The sequence below is a fragment of the Paludibacter sp. genome, from assembly GCF_009712605.1.
Lineage (GTDB): Bacteria > Bacteroidota > Bacteroidia > Bacteroidales > Paludibacteraceae > Microbacter.
The window spans coordinates 136,588-154,824 of sequence record NZ_WASO01000002.1 but is presented as its reverse complement, the minus strand read 5'-3'; the positions used below and the strand labels follow the sequence as shown (position 1 = coordinate 154,824).

Below are 18,237 nucleotides of genomic sequence, written 5' to 3'. Positions count from 1 at the left end.
GTACTGTATACTGCGTACTCGACCTACTTCCCTTCGTATTCTTTAATCAACGCCAAAAGCTTATCCACGGCGTCTTCTTCGGAGATATTCTTTTCGACACACTCCTTACGACGATAGAGGCTCACCTTTCCTTTGCCGGCACCTACGTAACCATAATCAGCATCGGCCATTTCACCGGGTCCATTCACAATGCAACCCATAATCCCGATTTTGAGTCCGGTGAAATGTTTAGTCGCTTCTTTCACTTTAGCTATAGTGGTTTGCAGGTCGAATAAAGTACGACCGCAACCCGGACAGGAAATATATTCTGTTTTGGATGTTCTGACACGCGACGCCTGCAAAATACCAAAAGCAGTAGCAACCACCTCATCGTCGTTAAGCATCGGATTTTCAAGCCAGATACCGTCACCAAAGCCGTCTATAAAGAGCACGCCCAGATCGGCAGCCGCCGACACCTGAAAGTTCTCCTTGTCATCATCCATATATTTGCGATAAAGGATAACCGGAACTTTGCAATCGTTATTCATTAATGTATGAAAAAACGCCCGCATTTCACCTACCGGATTGACATGATCGGAAGAGAGGATAACAACAATATTTTCAGCAGCTTTCAGTTGCTCGATAACCGCTTCGTTCAAATCACGATAAGTAAGTTGTACAAACCGAACCGGTACGGGAGATACAACGGCAGCTTCTATTTGCTGTGCAGTAAAAAGCGCCAGATGACTTTTGAGATAATCGGGTTTCAGATCACCAAAATCGCTTCCGGTACCCACTACCACAGGAACGTGAGCATCTCCGATATTACCTACAGAAAGTGCTTCACGACGTTGATAAACGTATGGATTAAAAAGTTCAGACGGTTTTGCCTTGATGGGCAGATGACACGCGCAGCTCACAACGTGTTTCATCAGCTTCAATGCCACCGGAATTTCTTTTTCCGGATCTTCACTCAACGAAACACGGATGGTATCGCCAATGCCGTCGGCCAATAAAGCCCCGATTCCCACAGCCGATTTAATGCGCCCGTCTTCGGCATCACCTGCCTCGGTAACTCCCAAATGCAATGGATAAGACATTCCCTCTTCAAACATTGTAGATACGAGTAAACGAACGGTTTGCACCATCACCACCGTATTCGATGCCTTGATGGAAATCACTATATTATCGAAATTTTCTTCACAACAAATACGCAAAAATTCCATACACGATTCCACCATTCCGGCAGGCGTATCGCCGTAGCGACTCATAATGCGGTCGGAAAGCGAACCATGATTCACTCCCAAACGCAAGGCGGTATGATGGCGACGACAAATTTCGAGTAAAGGAATTAGTTTCGCACGAATTTTTTCGAGTTCCTGACGATAACTTTCGTCGTCATATTCCAGTTTTTTGAATGTACGGGCACTATCGACAAAGTTTCCGGGATTGATCCTCACTTTTTCAACGTATTGAGCCGCAACCTCGGCAGCTGCCGGGTTGAAGTGAATATCTGCCGAAATAGGCTGGCGATATCCCCGTTCGATCAATCCGAAACGTATATTTTGCAAATTCTCCGCCTCACGCACACCCTGAGCCGTAAGGCGAACCAGTTCACCTCCGGCATTAAAAATACGGATGGCCTGTTCCACACTTCCTTCGGTATCGAGAGTGGAGGTATTGGTCATCGACTGAAGGCGGACGGGATTTACCCCACCCATTTTGAGTGAGCCGATCGTCACTTCGTGTGACATACGACGACGATAATTGAATAAATCAGGACAATATTTCATGTTAATAATGAATTATAAATTAATAATTATGACACTAAAGATGCATCATAGAACCTATATTTTACCATTAAGGCATTAAGAATATTATATAAATTAGATAATTAAAGTATAACGGTTTGTATTCTATGACCTCTCCCCTTACCCCTCTCCCGAGAGAGAGGGGAAAAATCTGCAAGACACATTAAATCCTAACTATCTCACAGCCTTACTCCTCCTCCCCTCGGGGGAGGAGGTTGGGAGGAAAAGTCTGACAGTGAGATTTATACACTCTTAATCTATACAATGTCTATTAGGAAAATAACATCTTGTTCTTATCATTTTTCACGCATTAATGGTTTATTTGAGTTTATACTTTCGTATAAAACCTGCACCACTGACGGATGCCACACTCTTCGCATTTTGGTTTGCGGGCAATGCAGACATAGCGTCCGTGCAGGATGAGCCAATGATGCGCCTTCGGAATCAGTTCCGGCGGAAAAAGCGAGACCAGCGTCTTTTCCGTTTCGAGTGGCGATTTGGAATTGGTAGTTAATCCCAACCGTTCCGATATACGGAATACATGCGTATCGACGGCCATGGCCGGTTTGTTGAAAATAACCGAAGCCACTACGTTGGCCGTTTTGCGACCCACGCCCTGCAATTTCTGCAACTCTTCGGGCTCTGAAGGCACTTCACCCCCAAACTCCTCTACCAACTGACGTGCCATGGCCGCCAAATGTTTGGCTTTGTTGTTCGGATAAGAAACACTTTTGATATACTCAAAGATCACTTCGTGTGTGGTGGCAGCCATCGCTTCGGCAGTCGGAAAATCGGCCAGCAATTTCGGCGTCACCATATTGACCCGCTTATCGGTACACTGCGCCGACAAAATCACGGCCACCAGCAATTCAAAAGGATTTGTATAATGCAGCTCGCTTTCGGCTACAGGCATATTTTTCTGAAACCAATCAATCAGGTAATTACAACGTTCCTGTGGTGTCATTTACTTTTCTGTTTAGATGTTATCGCAATCGTAAACCGTGCGATATAACTCATTTTTGACTTGTTCGAAATTCTGTTTGAGCAGATCTCCTCCCCACTCCATCAATCGCAATTCCACCGAATTTTGACCCGAAGCATAAGGAGGCTGGATAAACGGTTGCTCACAAAGCACAAAATCTTCTCTTTCGTAAAAACGAATACGACGACTATTTATTTCGCACACCGGAGGTTCCACTTCGAGCACCACCGGAAGATTATTCATTCTGAGGTATTTGTTTAACGCCGTTTTTCCAATGATCTGGCCCCGAAATGCATGTGCAATGGCAAAATGCTCGATATAACGAAATCCCGGCAATTGCCAGCTTAGAAACAATCCCACCGGTTCATCGGCTTTCTGCAAAACATTGCACCAGAAATCAGATCGCTGCAACAATGCCTCAAGATGGGGTAACGGACGGCGTTCATCGGCAGGAAAAGCCTCCAAATAGCAACTCACCAGAAAATGCCAATGAGGATGTTCACAACTGACTACACGATCAAAAACAACCATAGAACAATGATAAACGATTAACGGTTAATGGGAAATATGCATTTTTGCCCAGTTAACCATGTACTTTTAAAATTGGTTCCTGTGAATTTTGTCGTTCGCCAGTTTTGCTTCGTCGTACGGACGGCGTTCTTCGTCTTTATATCCGATAGCAATCACGTTTACCACGTTCATTTCTTCCGGAATTTGTAAAAGTTCGCGGATATATTGTTCGGCGGTAGTATCATCATTATGAGGGCGACGGGCAACCTGTACCCAGCAACTTCCCAGCCCCAGATCCTGTGCCTGCAATTGCAAAAAAGCAGATGCAATAGAGGCATCCTCCAGCCAGCAATCGCTTTTTGAGGGATCTGCCAGCACAACAATAGCCAAAGGCGCATTGGCAATCAGGGTGCTTCCCATGGGGCGACTAAGCGACAATTTCTGCAATAATCCGGCATCATCCACCACAACGAACTCCCACGATCTCGAATTTTTGGAAGTTGGAGCCATCAATGCCGACTTTAGCAGCGTATCAATTTTTGCGGGTTCAACAACCTGAGGTAAAAACTTCCGGATACTACGACGATATTTTATAAGTTCAGAAATTTCAATCATAATAGATTATGCATTAATTATATACAACTAAAAATAGCAATAAAATATAAAGTAAAAAAACATCAATACAAATATAAGGCTAATCACCGGTTTTTCCTACCCACATATTTTAACAACAGACATCAGTTTCATAATGTTTGAAAAGATGTTGATAAATATATGCTGAACATACCGATGTATTTGAAATTATCCGTAATTTTGTAATCTGTAGCTAATTATTGCTTAAGCAGGCAGCACTTCAAAAATCATTGCTGTTATATTTGCTACCAAACACCAATTAACAGGTATTTTGCATGGAGGGATTACTTCAACATTTAGAGCAGCTCATCATTCAGCACGACTACGCCATTCTTCCGGAATTCGGCGGGTTTATCGTGAATTATGTCCCTGCCAAAATTGATGAATCCAGAAACCTCATCGCTGCACCCTGTAAAGAAATCGTTTTCAATCCTGCACTGAATTACAACGACGGGTTACTTGCAGGATCAATCCAGCGAGCTGAAAATGTGTCTTTCCGAAAAGCTAATCTAATCGTTCGCGACAACGTCGATGAATTAAAAAAACGATTAAAAAACGGAGAAACTGTAGCTCTTGGCAAGATCGGCAGCTTACACCTGAACGAAAACGGTCAAACAGAATTCATATCGGCTAGTTCATACGATTTCCTACCGGATAACATTGGGAATTATGACATTCGGCTTAGAAATGTAAACCACGAAGAAGAGGAAACAAGTCAAATTGTGCTGCAATTACCAACGACTAAGCGCCGCTTTTACAAATATGCAGCAGTGTTTGTCACATTGATTGCTTTAGCCGCTCTGACACCTCTGCTTCACATGCACTTTTCTCCCTATTTAGCAAAACTCAACCCGCTGGCGTTTTTCCAGAAAGATTCTGTATTAACCGACTCAACGCACAAGCACCTCATTGTTGCTCTGACAGATACCGATGAATTAACAAAAGACAGTCTGGCGGCGAAAGTGACGCATGCGTCTGACAGCGCCAAAAACAAATGCAAAGCGCCCTGGCATGTAATTGCAGGTTCGTACCCGACGAAAGTAGAAGCCGTTGGCAAAGCACGGGAATTACAAAAGCAACCGGCATATAAAAATACCTGCATCGCTTACAGTACAAAGCTACAAAAGAGCGCTATACCGGCAGTCAAAAATCCGACAACCGCTCAAACACAAACACAAGGTCAACAAAAAGCATGGCACGTTGTAGTTGCAAATTTCGAAACGCCCAACAAGGCTCTCAGATTTGCACAACAACAATCAGCATCCGAAAAAATGCAGATAGAAGCTTACGGCACAAACAATGTTTACCGGATAATTGCGGGGTCATATTCTTCAGAAAAAGAAGCTGACATAAAGGTTGCAGAAATAAGAAAACGCGCAGCTTTCAAAACAGCATGGGTGCTTCACAATCCGGTTTTATTGAATTATCCGCTATCGTCAAAGCCAGCTTTAGCTTCGAAAACTGCGACACAGCCTGCAATGACCAAAACAGCATCTTCGAGCAGCAATGTACCGCAAATAACTACCGGTTCGTGGTATGTGGTGGTTGGCAATTACATGACGTTGCAACAAGCACAGCAATATGCCAATGAAACCGGGAAAGCAGAAAAAGTTTCGTTAAGTGTAATAAAAGACAAGAAATTCTATCGGGTCATTGCCGGAGCATTCAACGACAAAGAAGCCGCTAACGCCAAAATCAAAGAACTTCATAAACATTCGGCTTTCGCAGAGGCCTGGGCTTTCCACAAACCGCAAAAATAAAGTAATTCTTTATTCCAAAATTCAGGATTTCAGGGTTTCAGCAGTCTGCTGATTAAACAATTCAACGATTACACAATTCAACAACTGTGTACTGAGTACTGTAGACTGCATACTAAACTACAAATCTACCACCGTAATTCCGGCTCCACCCAATTGTACATGTTCGTCGGCAAAATGGCGCACACCGGGAATGGTTCCCAGATACTGACGGATCAACTGACGCAGGATACCGGTACCCGTTCCGTGCAGAATGCGCACCCGCTCCACACCCATCATCAGGGCATCGTCAATAAAATACTGCACCGCTTGTAATGCCTCATCGCCCCGCATACCCCGCACATCGATATCCTGTTTGAAGTTGAGTTTCCGCTGACGCAACACCTCGTCGCTATCACTACCCAAAGCACCTTTCTGACGGACAATCTCTTTTTCTTTGTTGCGACTTACCCGTTCCAAACGATTGGCTTTGACGGTCGATTTAAGGTTACCGAACGCTACCGTTACGTTATTGCCATCCACTTCAATCACATCGCCAATGGAGTCGTGACCAGCCAGCTTCACCCGATCACCCGCTTTAATCGGTTCGGGTTTCGGTTTTTCCGGCTGCTTGGACTGCTTCTCCTGTTTGGGTTTATGTTTTTCTTTGGGTTGTTTTTCGCGCTTCGGCTTTTCGTCGAGGTTGGTACGAAATTCCTCAAACTCCTGACGTGCTCCGCGGGTAGCTTCCCGTTCGGCCTGCGCCTCTTTGATACGACGAATCGTATTTTCGATGGTGGCATTGGCTTCCGACAACAGCTGTTGCGCTTCGGCTTTCGCCTTATTGATCACCTCTTTGCGCTGCGCCTTCATCTCGCTCTGGTCGGTTTCGTAGCGGGCGGTCAGCTCTTCGAGCCGTTTCTCCTTCTGACGAATCTGTTGCCGTTTGTTTTCCCAATAATGTTTATCACGAAGAATATCCTGCACATATTTATCCAGATCAACATGCGCAGAACCCGCCTTTTCGGATGCTTCGGCAATTACCTCTTCCGAAAGTCCAATCTTGCGGGCAATTTCGATAGCAAACGAACTACCGGGAATACCTATCTGTAATTTATAAAGAGGTTGCAATTGATGGCGGTCGAACAACATGGCGCCGTTGACGATGCCTTCGGCCGTCTCCGCAAAGTGTTTCAGGTTGGTGTAGTGAGTCGTAATCACCCCGAAAGCGCCGTTGGTATTGAGACGGTGCAGTACCGCTTCGGCAATGGCACCCCCGATCTGCGGCTCGGTACCGGTACCGAATTCGTCGATCAGCAAAAGGGTTTTTCCGTTGCTGTTGCGGATAAAATGTTTCATGTGCAACAGGTGCGAACTGTAGGTAGAGAGGTCGTCCTCGATCGACTGCTCGTCGCCGATATCGATAAAAAGTTTGTCGAAGATTCCGAAACGACTGGCATCACTTACTGGTACCGGAATACCGCACTGTACCATATATTGCAGCAAACCCACCGTCTTCAGGCAAACCGATTTACCACCGGCATTCGGACCCGAAATCAGCAGGATGCGTTGTTTTTCGTTTAATGTAATATCGAGCGGAACGATGGATTTACCCACCTTTTTAAGCGTTCGTTGTAACAAAGGATGGACAGCACGCTCCCACTCCACGCGGCAATCGTTGTCAATGCGGGGAACAATGGCTCCGTTGTCGAGCGCAAACAGCGCCTTGGCACGAATAAAATCGAAAATTCCCAACACACGGTAGGCAGCCTTCAATTCTTCAAGATCGGGACGGATGTAATTGGCAAACTCAGTGAGGATGCGAATTTTCTCGCGCCTCTCGTCCGACTGCAACTCGCGCACCCGGTTGTTGGCCTCCACCACCTCGGCCGGTTCAATGTAAACCGTCTTTCCAGTGGCCGATTCATCGTGCACAATGCCCCGTAACTTCCGTTTGAACGAAGGTGAAACGGGAATCACCAGACGGCCGTCGCGCACGGAAGGAGCGGCATCCTTCTCCACAAAACCTTCGGACTGCGCCTTTCTGAGAATAGAATGCAAAGTACGCGAAATGCTACCCTGCACCTGAAACAGGTCGCGTCGGATCTGTGCCAATGCTGACGAAGCATTGTCCTTCAACAATCCGTGCGCATTGAGCAAGCCATCGAGCCGTTTGAGCACTTCGGGAAAAAGCGCGGTACCTTCGGCACAAGCGCGCAACGCCACGTAACGGGTCTCGTCTCGTCGGGCAAAAAACTGCACCAAATCACGAATGGTACTCAGCGAGCGTTGCAGATCAAACAGCTCCGATTCCTGCGGAAAAGTCCCCTCTACCCGCAGCCGCGAGAGCATTTCGCGCAGGTCGAAATAGTAGCTCACCGGCCAGGCATCTGCCTCCTCCATCAGGATATCCATCATTTCGCGCGTCTCGGCAAGGCGGCGCACCACCTCATCGTAAACAGGTGAAAAGACGGTGAGTTCCACCTCTTCGCGCCCGATGGAGCTGAGGCAGCGTTCCTGCAAGAGGTTACGAACGGTATCGAACCCCACTTTTTGCTCAAAATTGGAAGGATATATCATGCCAATGCGACAATATGCTAATTTACGAATGTGTCAATTGAATCGGAATCGGGGCACACGGATAACACGGAATTATCCACGGATCGACACTGATTTTTAGGAACAGTGATTGTCCGTGTTGCCGAAGGCATCTGTGGAATCCGTGTGCTCAGATTTTCGGGTTACAAAAATACGCAAACAATTTGATACGGGAATATTTTGAACGCGACAGGCTGTGCCGGACGTTGATTCACGAACCTTCACCAATACCAAAAACATTTAACTTAAATAGTTGTAATTTAGAAATAAATTATTGATCTTTGGGAGATAAAATGCGAAATGATTTGATTGCCATTAAGCAAAGTCGGGAAAAGCCTATGCTACAAATGATCTTGCTGCTATTTATTTCAAAGTAAAACTCTTTTTCGTGACAATATTTTTCAGCATGAAAACAACAAAAATTTTATTTGCATTCATTCTATTCTGCAACCTTATATATGCGCAACCCAGCTGCAACTGCAAGGAAAATTTAATCCTATTAAATAATGCTTTGAAAGAGAATTACGCCGGTTATCAATATAAAAAAGAAGGATTCAATGGCATTAGATTAAATGCTCTATTTCAGCAACTATTAATAAAAGCAGATACCAAGCAATATCAGAATTATAATTGCGCACGTCTATTAGACGCATATGTTACAGCTTTTGAAGACAAACATACCCATTTAAACTATCTTGGCATAGGTCATTTAGCAAGAAAATTATCAGAAGAAGCTAAGGATTCTCTATTTAATGCTATTACCGAGAAAATTTCAATCAACAAGGATAGTTTGATTCTAAATCAAAAGAACTCAACAAATTATTTAGAAGGAATTTATGCCAATAACAGAGACACGTGTGTCGTCTTCAAAAACACGAATTTTCTGCACGACTATATTGGTGTTGTTTTGAACACTAATAAGAAGTATTGGAAGAAAGGAGAAGTAATGTTCGAACTAAAACAAAATCAGAAAAATCAGTATGATTATTTTTTGTACGATGAATTACATTCTTTAGAATCAAGACGTGACATAAAAGTAAGTCAAATGAATATAGATAGCTGGAAAAGAATCTCGTCAATAACAAATAGCCCGCAAAAGCAAGAAAATCTTATTTCTCACAACCAAAAATACTGTGACAGTACTTTATATTTGGCATTACCTACATTCGACAGCTCTTATAAACCTACCATTACTGATTTTTTGCAAAGAAATAAACAAAAACTGCGACACACACCAAATTTGATCCTCGACCTGAGAGGAAACGGAGGTGGAAGTGACGATACATTCGCAGAACTAATACCCTATCTGTACACAAATCCAATAGTCAGACAAGGCGTAAAATACTATTGTTCGCAAAACACGATAGAAAATTTACAAGATGAACTAACGGAAGAAGAGAACCTTTTCGTAAGAAAATTGATAACACGAATGAAAGCAAATATTGGTCAATTTATACCTTTACATGAAACAAACGAACTGACTATAAAATTAGACACAGTATTTCTTTATCCAACACACATCTATATCATAGTCGACAGATACTGTGCCAGCAGTGCGGAAGAATTTATACTGATTGCTAAGCAAAGTGCAAAAGCAAAAATACTGGGTGAGAACACGGCCGGATGCTTGGATTTCTCTAATGTAAAGTCATATGCTCCAAAAGGAGATATTGGTGTTACTTGGTGGAATTTAGATTATGCTTCAACTATATCTCAACGTTTACCCGAATCCCCTGTAGATAAGAATGGCATATTCCCTGATTTATATTTAAAAAACGATATAGATTGGATAGATCAAATATACCAGCTTATTGCCGATAGCTACAAATAGAATATTACCGTGCATAGCGACACGGAACCAGCAACATCCGGCAAAGGAACAATCCCGTTAGGGATGACAGGTTTATAGAAGCACCCATGAATACAACAAACGGAGTCCCGTATGGACGACACAAAACACTTGACCATGAAAAAACTTCTCATCTATTCGTTTGTGCTGCTACTGGCAGCATGTAGCGGTAAGAAAAGCGATTTGCCTGCATCGGACAACATAATCACAAAGTACACTTTTTCGTTGCCGCATACTATTGATTTTTCTGTTTGTGGTGCAAGCTACGTCGTGATTTATAACAACTCGCACCCGCTTGACACAGCACTCTTGTACAGTGGAGTATTCAACATTGGCAAAGACACTCTCATTTATGCACAAGTGCGTTCTGAACCCGATGAGAACGGGAAACGTTTTGAGTCCAAAAATGAATCGATGCATGGTGTAGTCACAACACTTTCTCTTTACGATGGCAAGCAGTTTCATTATCTCAAACTCCCGTATTTCGATCCGTTTTTCTCGTCCTTCTGTGTGAACAACTATGCCATTTTTTATTGGGGATTTCATACTGATAAGATGTTTGCCTGCCTGTATAACATCAAGACAGGCACGACTCGAGCCGTTTATCTATCGCAGATAGAAGGCACCGACGATATTGGAGCCTACAACCCGCCCCACATTGAGAATTCAGGCATTGTATTCCGGGACAGCATGGACAACGAATGGGTATTCAACCAAGATCTTAAACGGGTCATAAGTCTCAAATTACATCCGGAAATAAAACAGGAACAAAATTCAAATTCAACAAATATTGCATCTCAGGACACGAAAATATAACGGGCAAGAAACGAAAAAGAGGAAGATCTGTCGGGGCTGACACTCTTCCTCTTTTCGTTTTATTACAGGACAATATATTTAGCTCCTATTACCGGGGTCTGCCTCCACCGCCCGGAAATCCACCGCCACCAGGGAAGCCTCCACCGGCAGGACGATCAAATCCCTCAGGCATCTGGGAAGGGTCAAAGCCGGAACGAGACCGGTTGCCACTCCGGCGATTACCCATATTATTGAAACGATAAGAGATGGTCAACATACAATAACTGGTTAGAGCCGTGTACTGCGTATCGGTAATGGAGTTGGTTGTAACGCTTCGGTTCAGATTGAGACGCTGGTGTAAAATATCGTTGAACTGAAGACGCAGCGAACCTGCATTATTACGCAAAAATGCCTTGTTTAGTTGTGCGTTCCACATCACCTCATCCTGATTGTATCCTGCACTAAGTCCCCGATTGGCAGTATAAGTAATATCGGATGAAAGAGAAAATGACCATGGAAAGGTTATCTGATTGTTATATGAGATATTGTAGGTGGTCGACTGTTTCGGAGAGATTCCTTCCATGGAGTAAGTAGAGGAACTATACCGGAGCAAGCCCCTAAACTGACAATAAAACCAGTTATTCTTGTAACTTATCGATAAATTGGGAGAGACGGACGCTGTATGTGACACATTACGCTCGCTTTGTTTTTGCAGTAACGTATAACCTACCAGATTACTATAACTGGCACCGGTTCGCAGGTTCAGGTTAAAGTGCATTTGTTTATCAAGAGGAGTAGCAAATAAAATGTCAGCCTGACTGCTCCATGTACCGTTTTCGTTAATTGGCTTGGTGTATTGCACTCCTGTACGTGGCTCATAAGTGGTGTAATTGACGATTGAATTCTGTTCAAAGGTATGAGTCAGAGATGTGCTGAACGACGACTGCGATGTTCTGTTGTTGCTGTTGTATTCAAGTGAGATATTGTGATTAAACGACGGCAACAGATCCGGGTTACCACTACGGATATTCAACGGATTGGTTACATCCTGTGACGGATCGAGCTGTGTGATTGACGGCTGATTGGTTCTCCCGTTGTAACGCATACGCAAAAACTTACGAATCATTTTGTCGCCAGAGAAACGGTAAGTAAATTCAAACTGAGGTGCGTAATTTACCGTTTTGCGGGGCTGCGGTTCATTATAGACCGAATCCATGCCAGCTCCAAACCAATCTTTGACATAACCCAAATTATGGGTATAACTTGGAGAAACAGACATACCGATATTGTAAGTGTATCGTGGATGTACCGACCTCAAATTCACTCTGATATTCTGGCTGATAGAATGCACGGATGAGCTACGGCTGTAGTTTGCATTCAGGTCGCTGTATGTCCCGTTAACCGGATCATAGTCATACGTCTCCCTTTCATTGATAGTATTATTGAACTGAATATTATACAAGAAATCAATAAAATAGTTCTTGGCAATCGGCTCGACGTAGGTAAATCGCATGTTATAGGAATTACGGTTTGCCGTGTTGGCATTTTCCTGATTAAACACCGTATTTTTCCCTGTAGCCAGGTAGAAGATATTAGTTGAATTGTTTGTTCCGTTACCATTACTCTCATTCAAATTTAATGAACCGCTGAAACTAATGCGTCTCCCTTTGGCCGACAATCTTCGCGAAAAATCCAATTGCAAGCCCAAATTGGTACCGTTAGAACTTAATGAACTGGCGGAATTACTCTCATTAACTGCCGTAGAATCTTTGTCGCCAGCCATTGATTTTTGATAAGATGAATTGTGAGCCAACGATGAATTATAAGAAAACGTCGGAGTAAAAATAAACGTGGTCACTGAGTCCATTTGGTACTCCATTTTACCGCCTATCGAAAAATTGTGCGTGAAAGAACGGGCAACAGAGGTGCTTCGTCGATAGGAGACGCTATCTGTAAAAATATTTTCTCGAAAACTGCGGCTATTGGTGTAGTTATCTCCATAGTTATACGAAATATTGCCGCCCACTTTCAATTTCTTGTTTACCTCCTTTGCCATATTAAAGCCGAAGGTAGAGGAGCTTGTAATGCCGGTTCCTCCTGTTCCGCCACCGCCAAAGTTGCCGCCACGACCCGACATTACATTGTTTCCGCGATCAGTAAAAGCTCTTTCGTTGATATTATTCGAGTTTCCTATAATTGAATATTGTTCCGTATCAGTAAACCGATTTAGCATGGAAGATGCCACATATCGGGGATCTTCATCATTTTTATTATTCAGGATCTGGCCTCCTCCGGCAGAAAGATTACCCATCCACCCCTTCATCATCCCTTTCTTTATGGTAAGATTGATAATGGTTTCGGGTTCATCATCATCCACTCCGGTCAATATGGCCAAATCCGATTTCTTTTCAATGACCTGTACTTTATCAACAACATCGGCAGTCAGATTCTTGGTTGCCATTTTAGGATCATCGCCAAAAAACTCCTTCCCGTTTACCCGCACCTTGGTTACTTGTTTACCCGCAGCAGTAGTAATCTTGCCATCTGCATCCACCTGCACGCCGGGCAAACGCTTGATCAGATCTTCCACCACAGCACCTTCGGGAGTCCTAAAAGCGGCAGCATTATATTCCACCGTATCTTCCTTCACAACCATTTCGGGCAATTTTCCGGTTACCGTTACAGCTCCCAGCATCACATTCGAAGCACCTAATTTCACATTACCCAAATCAATGACATTTCGCCGGAAATTTTGTTCCCGGAGGTTCAACCGCTTTGTATTATATCCGGTAAATGACATCAAAAGATAATAGCCCCCCGGTTTTACGTCCTTCAGTTCAACACGCCCGTTTTGACTTGTCACGGCACCCTGCGTCAGTTGATTTGTTTTCGAATTGAACAATCTCACCGAGGCAAATTCGATCGGCTGGTTATTCACCGAATCAACGACAGCAACCCTGACAGTAGCGGGCACTACAGTTGAAGCGGTCGCACCCGAAGCGGACCGATTATTGACAACCTGGGCAAAAAAAGTAGCAGCAAAGGCGGCTAAAATAAGGGTAAAGTAAAATTTTAACTTCATTGGCTATTTTGTGAAATGATTTGTAAATAAGACTATACCATATCAAAATAGTTTAAGCAATGTGAATCTTTTTTTATCTTTCAACTCACCAATGTTAATTTTTACAGTTTTACATTACCCTAAAATCAATCCCTACAGGTACAAAAATATCATTACCTTTAAGCCTGTTTTGATCCGGCATTATCAAAACGAATTTGTCGAAATGCATTCAAAACAGAAATTTGTTCCATTTATTCTTTCAACTACTATTTAAAACAAGTCTATTCATGCACAAGCTAGTATTAATCATTTGCTTATTTGCATCTATCACAAGCGTACGCGCCAAAGAGTATGTCATCACAGATTTCGGCGCCTGCACCGACAGCACCCAACTCAACACCAATTTTATTCAGCAAACCATCGACAAAGCAAGCGCCGACGGCGGAGGTATCGTCGTTATTCCGAAGGGTGTTTTCCTCAGCGGGGCACTTTTTTTCAAACCCAACACTTCGCTTCGGTTGGAAGCCGGTGCCGTGTTGAAGGGATCGGACAACATTGCCGACTATCCGTTGATTCCATCGCGCATGGAAGGGCAAAAACTCGATTACTATGCAGCTCTGATCAATGTGTATAACGTCAATAATTTCACCATTACCGGCCCGGGAACCATCGACGGCAACGGACTCAAATTCTGGAAAGAATTTTGGGCACACCGCGAAGAGATGAAAAAGATAGGCAAATCGAGCACCAATCTGGAAGTGCACCGTCCCCGCCTGCTCTTTATATGGGGATGCAACAACGTTATTATTAGTAATGCCACGCTCTGCAATTCCGGCTTCTGGACCACCCATCTCTACCAATGCAACAATGTCCTGATCGAGAATTGTACCATCAAAGCACCCTTCAAACCGGTGCCCGCCCCCAGCAGCGATGGCGTGGATATAGACGTTTGTAAGAAAGTGATCGTACGCGGTTGCTACATTTCGGTGAACGACGACGGCGTTTGCATCAAAGGCGGCAAGGGTCCCAACGCCCGAAACCTGCCCGAAAACGGTCCGGTAGAAGATGTGTTAGTGGAAAACTGTACCTTCGGCGACACACACGGCACCCTCACGCTGGGCAGCGAAAGCCTTTGGGCACGCAACATCATCGTCCGCAACTGCAAGATGGATAACAATTGCCCTATTCTACGCATCAAACTGCGCCCCGACACCTACCAGACCTACGAAAACGTTCACATCAGCAACATTACCGGCCGGTGCGGCAATATCATCGAAATGCGCCCCTGGAAACAGTTTTTCGATATGAAAGGAAGTTCCGAAAAGCCCTATGGCATTGTGCGCAACATTACAATGGAGAACATCAACGTTACCTGTAAAAGTTTTGGCATCATAGAGAGCAACCCGAACGATCAGATATCGGATTTTACCTTCAAAAACATCTCCGCAACAGCAGAAACTCCTGAATTAATTACCAAATTTCAGGGAATTAAAACTGTCAATGTTATAGTGAACGGTAAACCATTAACGACAAAATAGATTAAGCTTCAACCTTCTGTATCGGAACAACACAATTTCCAACCAAAAAATAAAGCAAAAAACATTTCGGTAATTTAAAAAACCATTATCTTTGAAGAACGTTTTGGCAGACCAATCCGCAACGGGAAAATTTCCCAATGATTCTGCCAAACGCAATTGACCATTAAAAAAGAAATAAGAATGAAAGAACTTGTACGTTGTAAACCTTGCGGCTATGTGATGGAAGCCGATAAGCTGGGCGATGTGTGCCCTGCTTGCGGAATGCCCCGCAAGGCTTTCGAACCATATCGCGAACGCGTTGCCGCCAATCGCCTTTTAGTGCTCAGCCTCGATATGCACCCCATTGCCATCCACCTGTCTCAAACCTTTGTGATTATGATTCCGGTACTGATGGCATTTCTCTGGCTTGTCCCCAACCTGCTGAACGAGGTATTCTCGAATGTACTGATCTTTACGATCTACGTATATCCGCTCACCATTTTGGCTTCGATAGCCACCGGCATTATCGACGGACTGTTTCGTTTCAAATCGCTGACCCCACCGCTACTGAAAGCCAAGATTTTCTACAGTTGCCTGATACTTATCAGCTCCGGACTCACCTTTGCGCTCTCCTATCATGGGGAATACAATGTGTGGGGATTTATTTGCAGCCTCTTCAGTCTGGGCTTTGCGGTGCGTCTCGGTCTTTTGGGCAAACACCTTATCGACGTAATCCTCCCGGGCTCATATCCGGTAAAGAAAGGAAAAGTACCGGCAAAAGAAGCATAAATATCAGAATAGAAAAAGTGAATGTAAGCAGAAAGGCATCCCGAGTGATTCAGGATGCCTTTTTCAATAAGAATCGAACCAGTCTGAAAAATCAGTTGAATTGCGAGTATTAATATATTCCACTCTGTAAAGCAAGAAAATAGTTTTATCTTTGAAAAGACTGAAGATCATCTTCTAAACACAGAAGAACACGAGATTCCAATAAAGAAAGGAAAAGTTCACATTATCTACCATGGATTTGAATCTATATAAATCATCATATAATCCAAACTGAACGAGACAAACCATATGGATGCAGATTTCAAACGAGTATATAACAAAATTATTTACAAGTATGTTAGTGCTGATATTGCATTGAAGATACTAAATGACAAAACACTGCTCTTTTCCAGTCCTGATTCATTTAATGATCCATTAGATTGTTACGAAGAATTAATAGATATCACTCTCAACAAACAGTCTTACCTTGACTTTCTCAATAAATCATTGAAATCAAAATTATCAATTGGAAGCCGGAGTGAAAAGAGGCAATTCATCAATGACCTCAAGAACCACCCAAATAAGTTCCATCAATTACACAAGAGACAAATTCTGGAAAAGAAAAAATCAATTGGAATTTGTTGTTTCTCTGAAAATCATGATAATATTCTTTTATGGTCACATTATGCACAGAAACATGAAGGGGTATGCATCGGCTTCCTAATACCTCCAGTCACAGAAAAAACGTATATTTTATATCCTGTAAGATACAAAAAACAAATATCACCCATTAGTTGCTTAGAAGATGTTGATATCGCCATTAAGCATTGGCTCCTTACCAAAGCTATAGATTGGGAATATGAACATGAAATAAGGGCTATTAGTCTACAATATCAAGGTTTAATTTCTATATCACCCTCTCATATAAAAGAAGTATATTTTGGATGCAAAATCAGAGAATCAGCCAAGCATGATTTACTTTACAAACTACAGAAGGAATTTAATCATGTCAAATCTTTTCAAATGAAAATTAATAAAAATACTTTTGGCTTGATTCCTAATCAAATATCTACATTTTAAATCTAACGTTTAATAATGCCGTTCATCACCCGGGCAATGACAGGGCCAGTCGTGGTCGAGGTCGATGCAGGTGATAACGGTGGTTTCGTTACCACAGGAGGCCACGATGATGCGTAACTTTTCACCATTTTCATAGCCTTCCAGCGCGTAACGCTTGTGGCAATCGTCGGCCTTCAAGTTACTCTTTTTGTAGTTGATATAGCCGTGATGCAGCAGGTCGGCCACCTCTTTTTCGTCGATATTGCGGCACTCCATCCGGCAACGGGCATGTTTTGAATAGCTTATTTTGGCAGGATAACGGTTCAGTTCGCCGCTGTCGGAGGCCGGTTGTCCGGCAGGCCGCGACTGGCAGGCAAAAAACAGCGAAAGAAGTAAAAACAGGGTTCCGATTCGTAATTGCTTCATTGGAATTATTCGGTTACAGTTTTATCTTTGCAAAGCTATAACTTCTTTTTGAAGCTGCCATTACCATCGTATCAATTCTTCCGTTATGAGTAACAACCGCATCCTGCAAATATCGCTCGATATCTATATCAAAGCTTACGAAATAGACGCCATGGGCATCGTGAGCAATATCGTATATGTAAAATGGTTTGAAGATATGCGCCACATCTTCCTCGACCAGTTTTATACTTACAAGGAGATGATGACCGAAAACCTCTCTCCCATTCTCACCAAAACGGAGGTGGAGTACAAAACGCCACTCACCATTTTCGATCATCCTACCGGCTACGCCTGGATGGAGGAGCTGGGCGCTTCGAAATGGGTAATGGCGTTTGAGATACGCAGCGGCGAAACCATGCACTGTGCAGGTCAGCAGTCGGGTTGCTTTTATGACGTCAATCGCAAACGCCCCATCCCGTGGCCGAAAGATGCCGTGGAAAGATATTTGGCGGCAGCAGAAAAAAACAACTAACA

The 18,237-nt window shown here is 43.5% G+C and carries 14 protein-coding genes; 7 read left to right on the top strand and 7 right to left on the bottom strand.

The features are described from left to right. Positions 1-23: 23 nt before the first annotated feature. The 4 genes from ispG to F8N35_RS03615 all read right to left on the bottom strand — a co-directional run bounded on the left by ispG (position 24) and on the right by F8N35_RS03615 (position 3,897). Positions 24-1,772 (bottom strand): (E)-4-hydroxy-3-methylbut-2-enyl-diphosphate synthase, encoded by a 1,749-nt coding sequence (ispG, locus tag F8N35_RS03630; protein WP_293049990.1) that lies wholly within the window; start codon positions 1,770-1,772, stop codon positions 24-26. A gap of 346 nt (positions 1,773-2,118) precedes the next feature. Then, positions 2,119-2,754 carry an endonuclease III gene (nth, locus tag F8N35_RS03625; protein ID WP_293049989.1) on the bottom strand — a complete coding sequence of 212 codons (636 nt, stop codon included), beginning with the start codon at positions 2,752-2,754 and terminating at the stop codon, positions 2,119-2,121. A 12-nt stretch (positions 2,755-2,766) separates the two neighbouring features. Beyond that, positions 2,767-3,303, bottom strand: a complete 537-nt coding sequence (locus F8N35_RS03620; RefSeq protein ID WP_293049988.1) for a GNAT family N-acetyltransferase — start codon at positions 3,301-3,303, stop codon at positions 2,767-2,769. A 66-nt stretch (positions 3,304-3,369) separates the two neighbouring features. Next, positions 3,370-3,897 (bottom strand): nitroreductase family protein, encoded by a 528-nt coding sequence (locus F8N35_RS03615; protein ID WP_293049987.1) that lies wholly within the window; start codon positions 3,895-3,897, stop codon positions 3,370-3,372. 293 nt (positions 3,898-4,190) lie between these two features. Between F8N35_RS03615 and F8N35_RS03610 the strand changes: the two genes are divergently transcribed. Beyond that, a complete protein-coding gene (locus F8N35_RS03610) occupies positions 4,191-5,675 on the top strand; it encodes an SPOR domain-containing protein (RefSeq protein WP_293049986.1) in 1,485 nt (494 codons plus the stop codon). A gap of 117 nt (positions 5,676-5,792) precedes the next feature. Here the strand turns inward: F8N35_RS03610 and F8N35_RS03605 are convergent, their stop codons facing one another. Continuing rightward, the gene (locus F8N35_RS03605) at positions 5,793-8,231 is read right to left on the bottom strand and encodes a Smr/MutS family protein (protein ID WP_293049985.1); all 2,439 of its coding nucleotides are present in this window, start codon (positions 8,229-8,231) and stop codon (positions 5,793-5,795) included. Between the two features lie 424 nt (positions 8,232-8,655). Between F8N35_RS03605 and F8N35_RS03600 the strand changes: the two genes are divergently transcribed. Together F8N35_RS03600 and F8N35_RS03595 are read left to right on the top strand one after the other, a co-directional pair. Next, complete coding sequence (locus F8N35_RS03600; RefSeq protein ID WP_293049984.1) at positions 8,656-10,080, top strand: S41 family peptidase; 1,425 nt, start codon at positions 8,656-8,658, stop codon at positions 10,078-10,080. 135 nt (positions 10,081-10,215) lie between these two features. Continuing rightward, positions 10,216-10,914: a hypothetical protein gene (locus F8N35_RS03595; RefSeq protein WP_293049983.1), complete on the top strand. Its 699-nt coding sequence runs from the start codon at positions 10,216-10,218 to the stop codon at positions 10,912-10,914. Between the two features lie 88 nt (positions 10,915-11,002). Here the strand turns inward: F8N35_RS03595 and F8N35_RS03590 are convergent, their stop codons facing one another. Then, positions 11,003-13,975 carry an outer membrane beta-barrel protein gene (locus F8N35_RS03590; protein ID WP_293049982.1) on the bottom strand — a complete coding sequence of 991 codons (2,973 nt, stop codon included), beginning with the start codon at positions 13,973-13,975 and terminating at the stop codon, positions 11,003-11,005. Positions 13,976-14,241: 266 nt separating this feature from the next. Here F8N35_RS03590 and F8N35_RS03585 point away from each other — a divergent pair, with 266 nt between their 5' ends. The 3 genes from F8N35_RS03585 (at position 14,242) to F8N35_RS03575 (ending at position 17,319) form a co-directional block, all read left to right on the top strand. Continuing rightward, on the top strand, positions 14,242-15,492 hold the full coding sequence (locus F8N35_RS03585) for a glycosyl hydrolase family 28 protein (protein ID WP_293049981.1): 1,251 nt from the start codon (positions 14,242-14,244) through the stop codon (positions 15,490-15,492). A 180-nt stretch (positions 15,493-15,672) separates the two neighbouring features. Then, entirely contained in the window at positions 15,673-16,260 is a 588-nt protein-coding gene (locus F8N35_RS03580; RefSeq protein ID WP_293049980.1) for a rubredoxin-like domain-containing protein, read from the top strand. 288 nt (positions 16,261-16,548) lie between these two features. Continuing rightward, positions 16,549-17,319, top strand: coding sequence for a DUF2971 domain-containing protein (locus tag F8N35_RS03575; RefSeq protein WP_293049979.1), 771 nt, complete (start codon positions 16,549-16,551; stop codon positions 17,317-17,319). Positions 17,320-17,328: 9 nt separating this feature from the next. Here F8N35_RS03575 and F8N35_RS03570 read toward each other — a convergent pair whose 3' ends face one another. Continuing rightward, positions 17,329-17,724 carry a DUF4258 domain-containing protein gene (locus F8N35_RS03570; protein ID WP_293049978.1) on the bottom strand — a complete coding sequence of 132 codons (396 nt, stop codon included), beginning with the start codon at positions 17,722-17,724 and terminating at the stop codon, positions 17,329-17,331. A gap of 85 nt (positions 17,725-17,809) precedes the next feature. Between F8N35_RS03570 and F8N35_RS03565 the strand changes: the two genes are divergently transcribed. Then, positions 17,810-18,235: a thioesterase family protein gene (locus F8N35_RS03565; RefSeq protein WP_293049977.1), complete on the top strand. Its 426-nt coding sequence runs from the start codon at positions 17,810-17,812 to the stop codon at positions 18,233-18,235. Positions 18,236-18,237 lie beyond the last annotated feature (2 nt).

Coding starts and splice junctions, on each gene's coding strand:
- ispG (WP_293049990.1), bottom strand. CDS start 1,772: ATGAAATATTGTCCTGATTTATTCAATTATCGTCGTCGTATGTCACAC.
- nth (WP_293049989.1), bottom strand. CDS start 2,754: ATGACACCACAGGAACGTTGTAATTACCTGATTGATTGGTTTCAGAAA.
- F8N35_RS03620 (WP_293049988.1), bottom strand. CDS start 3,303: ATGGTTGTTTTTGATCGTGTAGTCAGTTGTGAACATCCTCATTGGCAT.
- F8N35_RS03615 (WP_293049987.1), bottom strand. CDS start 3,897: ATGATTGAAATTTCTGAACTTATAAAATATCGTCGTAGTATCCGGAAG.
- F8N35_RS03610 (WP_293049986.1), top strand. CDS start 4,191: ATGGAGGGATTACTTCAACATTTAGAGCAGCTCATCATTCAGCACGAC.
- F8N35_RS03605 (WP_293049985.1), bottom strand. CDS start 8,231: ATGATATATCCTTCCAATTTTGAGCAAAAAGTGGGGTTCGATACCGTT.
- F8N35_RS03600 (WP_293049984.1), top strand. CDS start 8,656: ATGAAAACAACAAAAATTTTATTTGCATTCATTCTATTCTGCAACCTT.
- F8N35_RS03595 (WP_293049983.1), top strand. CDS start 10,216: ATGAAAAAACTTCTCATCTATTCGTTTGTGCTGCTACTGGCAGCATGT.
- F8N35_RS03590 (WP_293049982.1), bottom strand. CDS start 13,975: ATGAAGTTAAAATTTTACTTTACCCTTATTTTAGCCGCCTTTGCTGCT.
- F8N35_RS03585 (WP_293049981.1), top strand. CDS start 14,242: ATGCACAAGCTAGTATTAATCATTTGCTTATTTGCATCTATCACAAGC.
- F8N35_RS03580 (WP_293049980.1), top strand. CDS start 15,673: ATGAAAGAACTTGTACGTTGTAAACCTTGCGGCTATGTGATGGAAGCC.
- F8N35_RS03575 (WP_293049979.1), top strand. CDS start 16,549: ATGGATGCAGATTTCAAACGAGTATATAACAAAATTATTTACAAGTAT.
- F8N35_RS03570 (WP_293049978.1), bottom strand. CDS start 17,724: ATGAAGCAATTACGAATCGGAACCCTGTTTTTACTTCTTTCGCTGTTT.
- F8N35_RS03565 (WP_293049977.1), top strand. CDS start 17,810: ATGAGTAACAACCGCATCCTGCAAATATCGCTCGATATCTATATCAAA.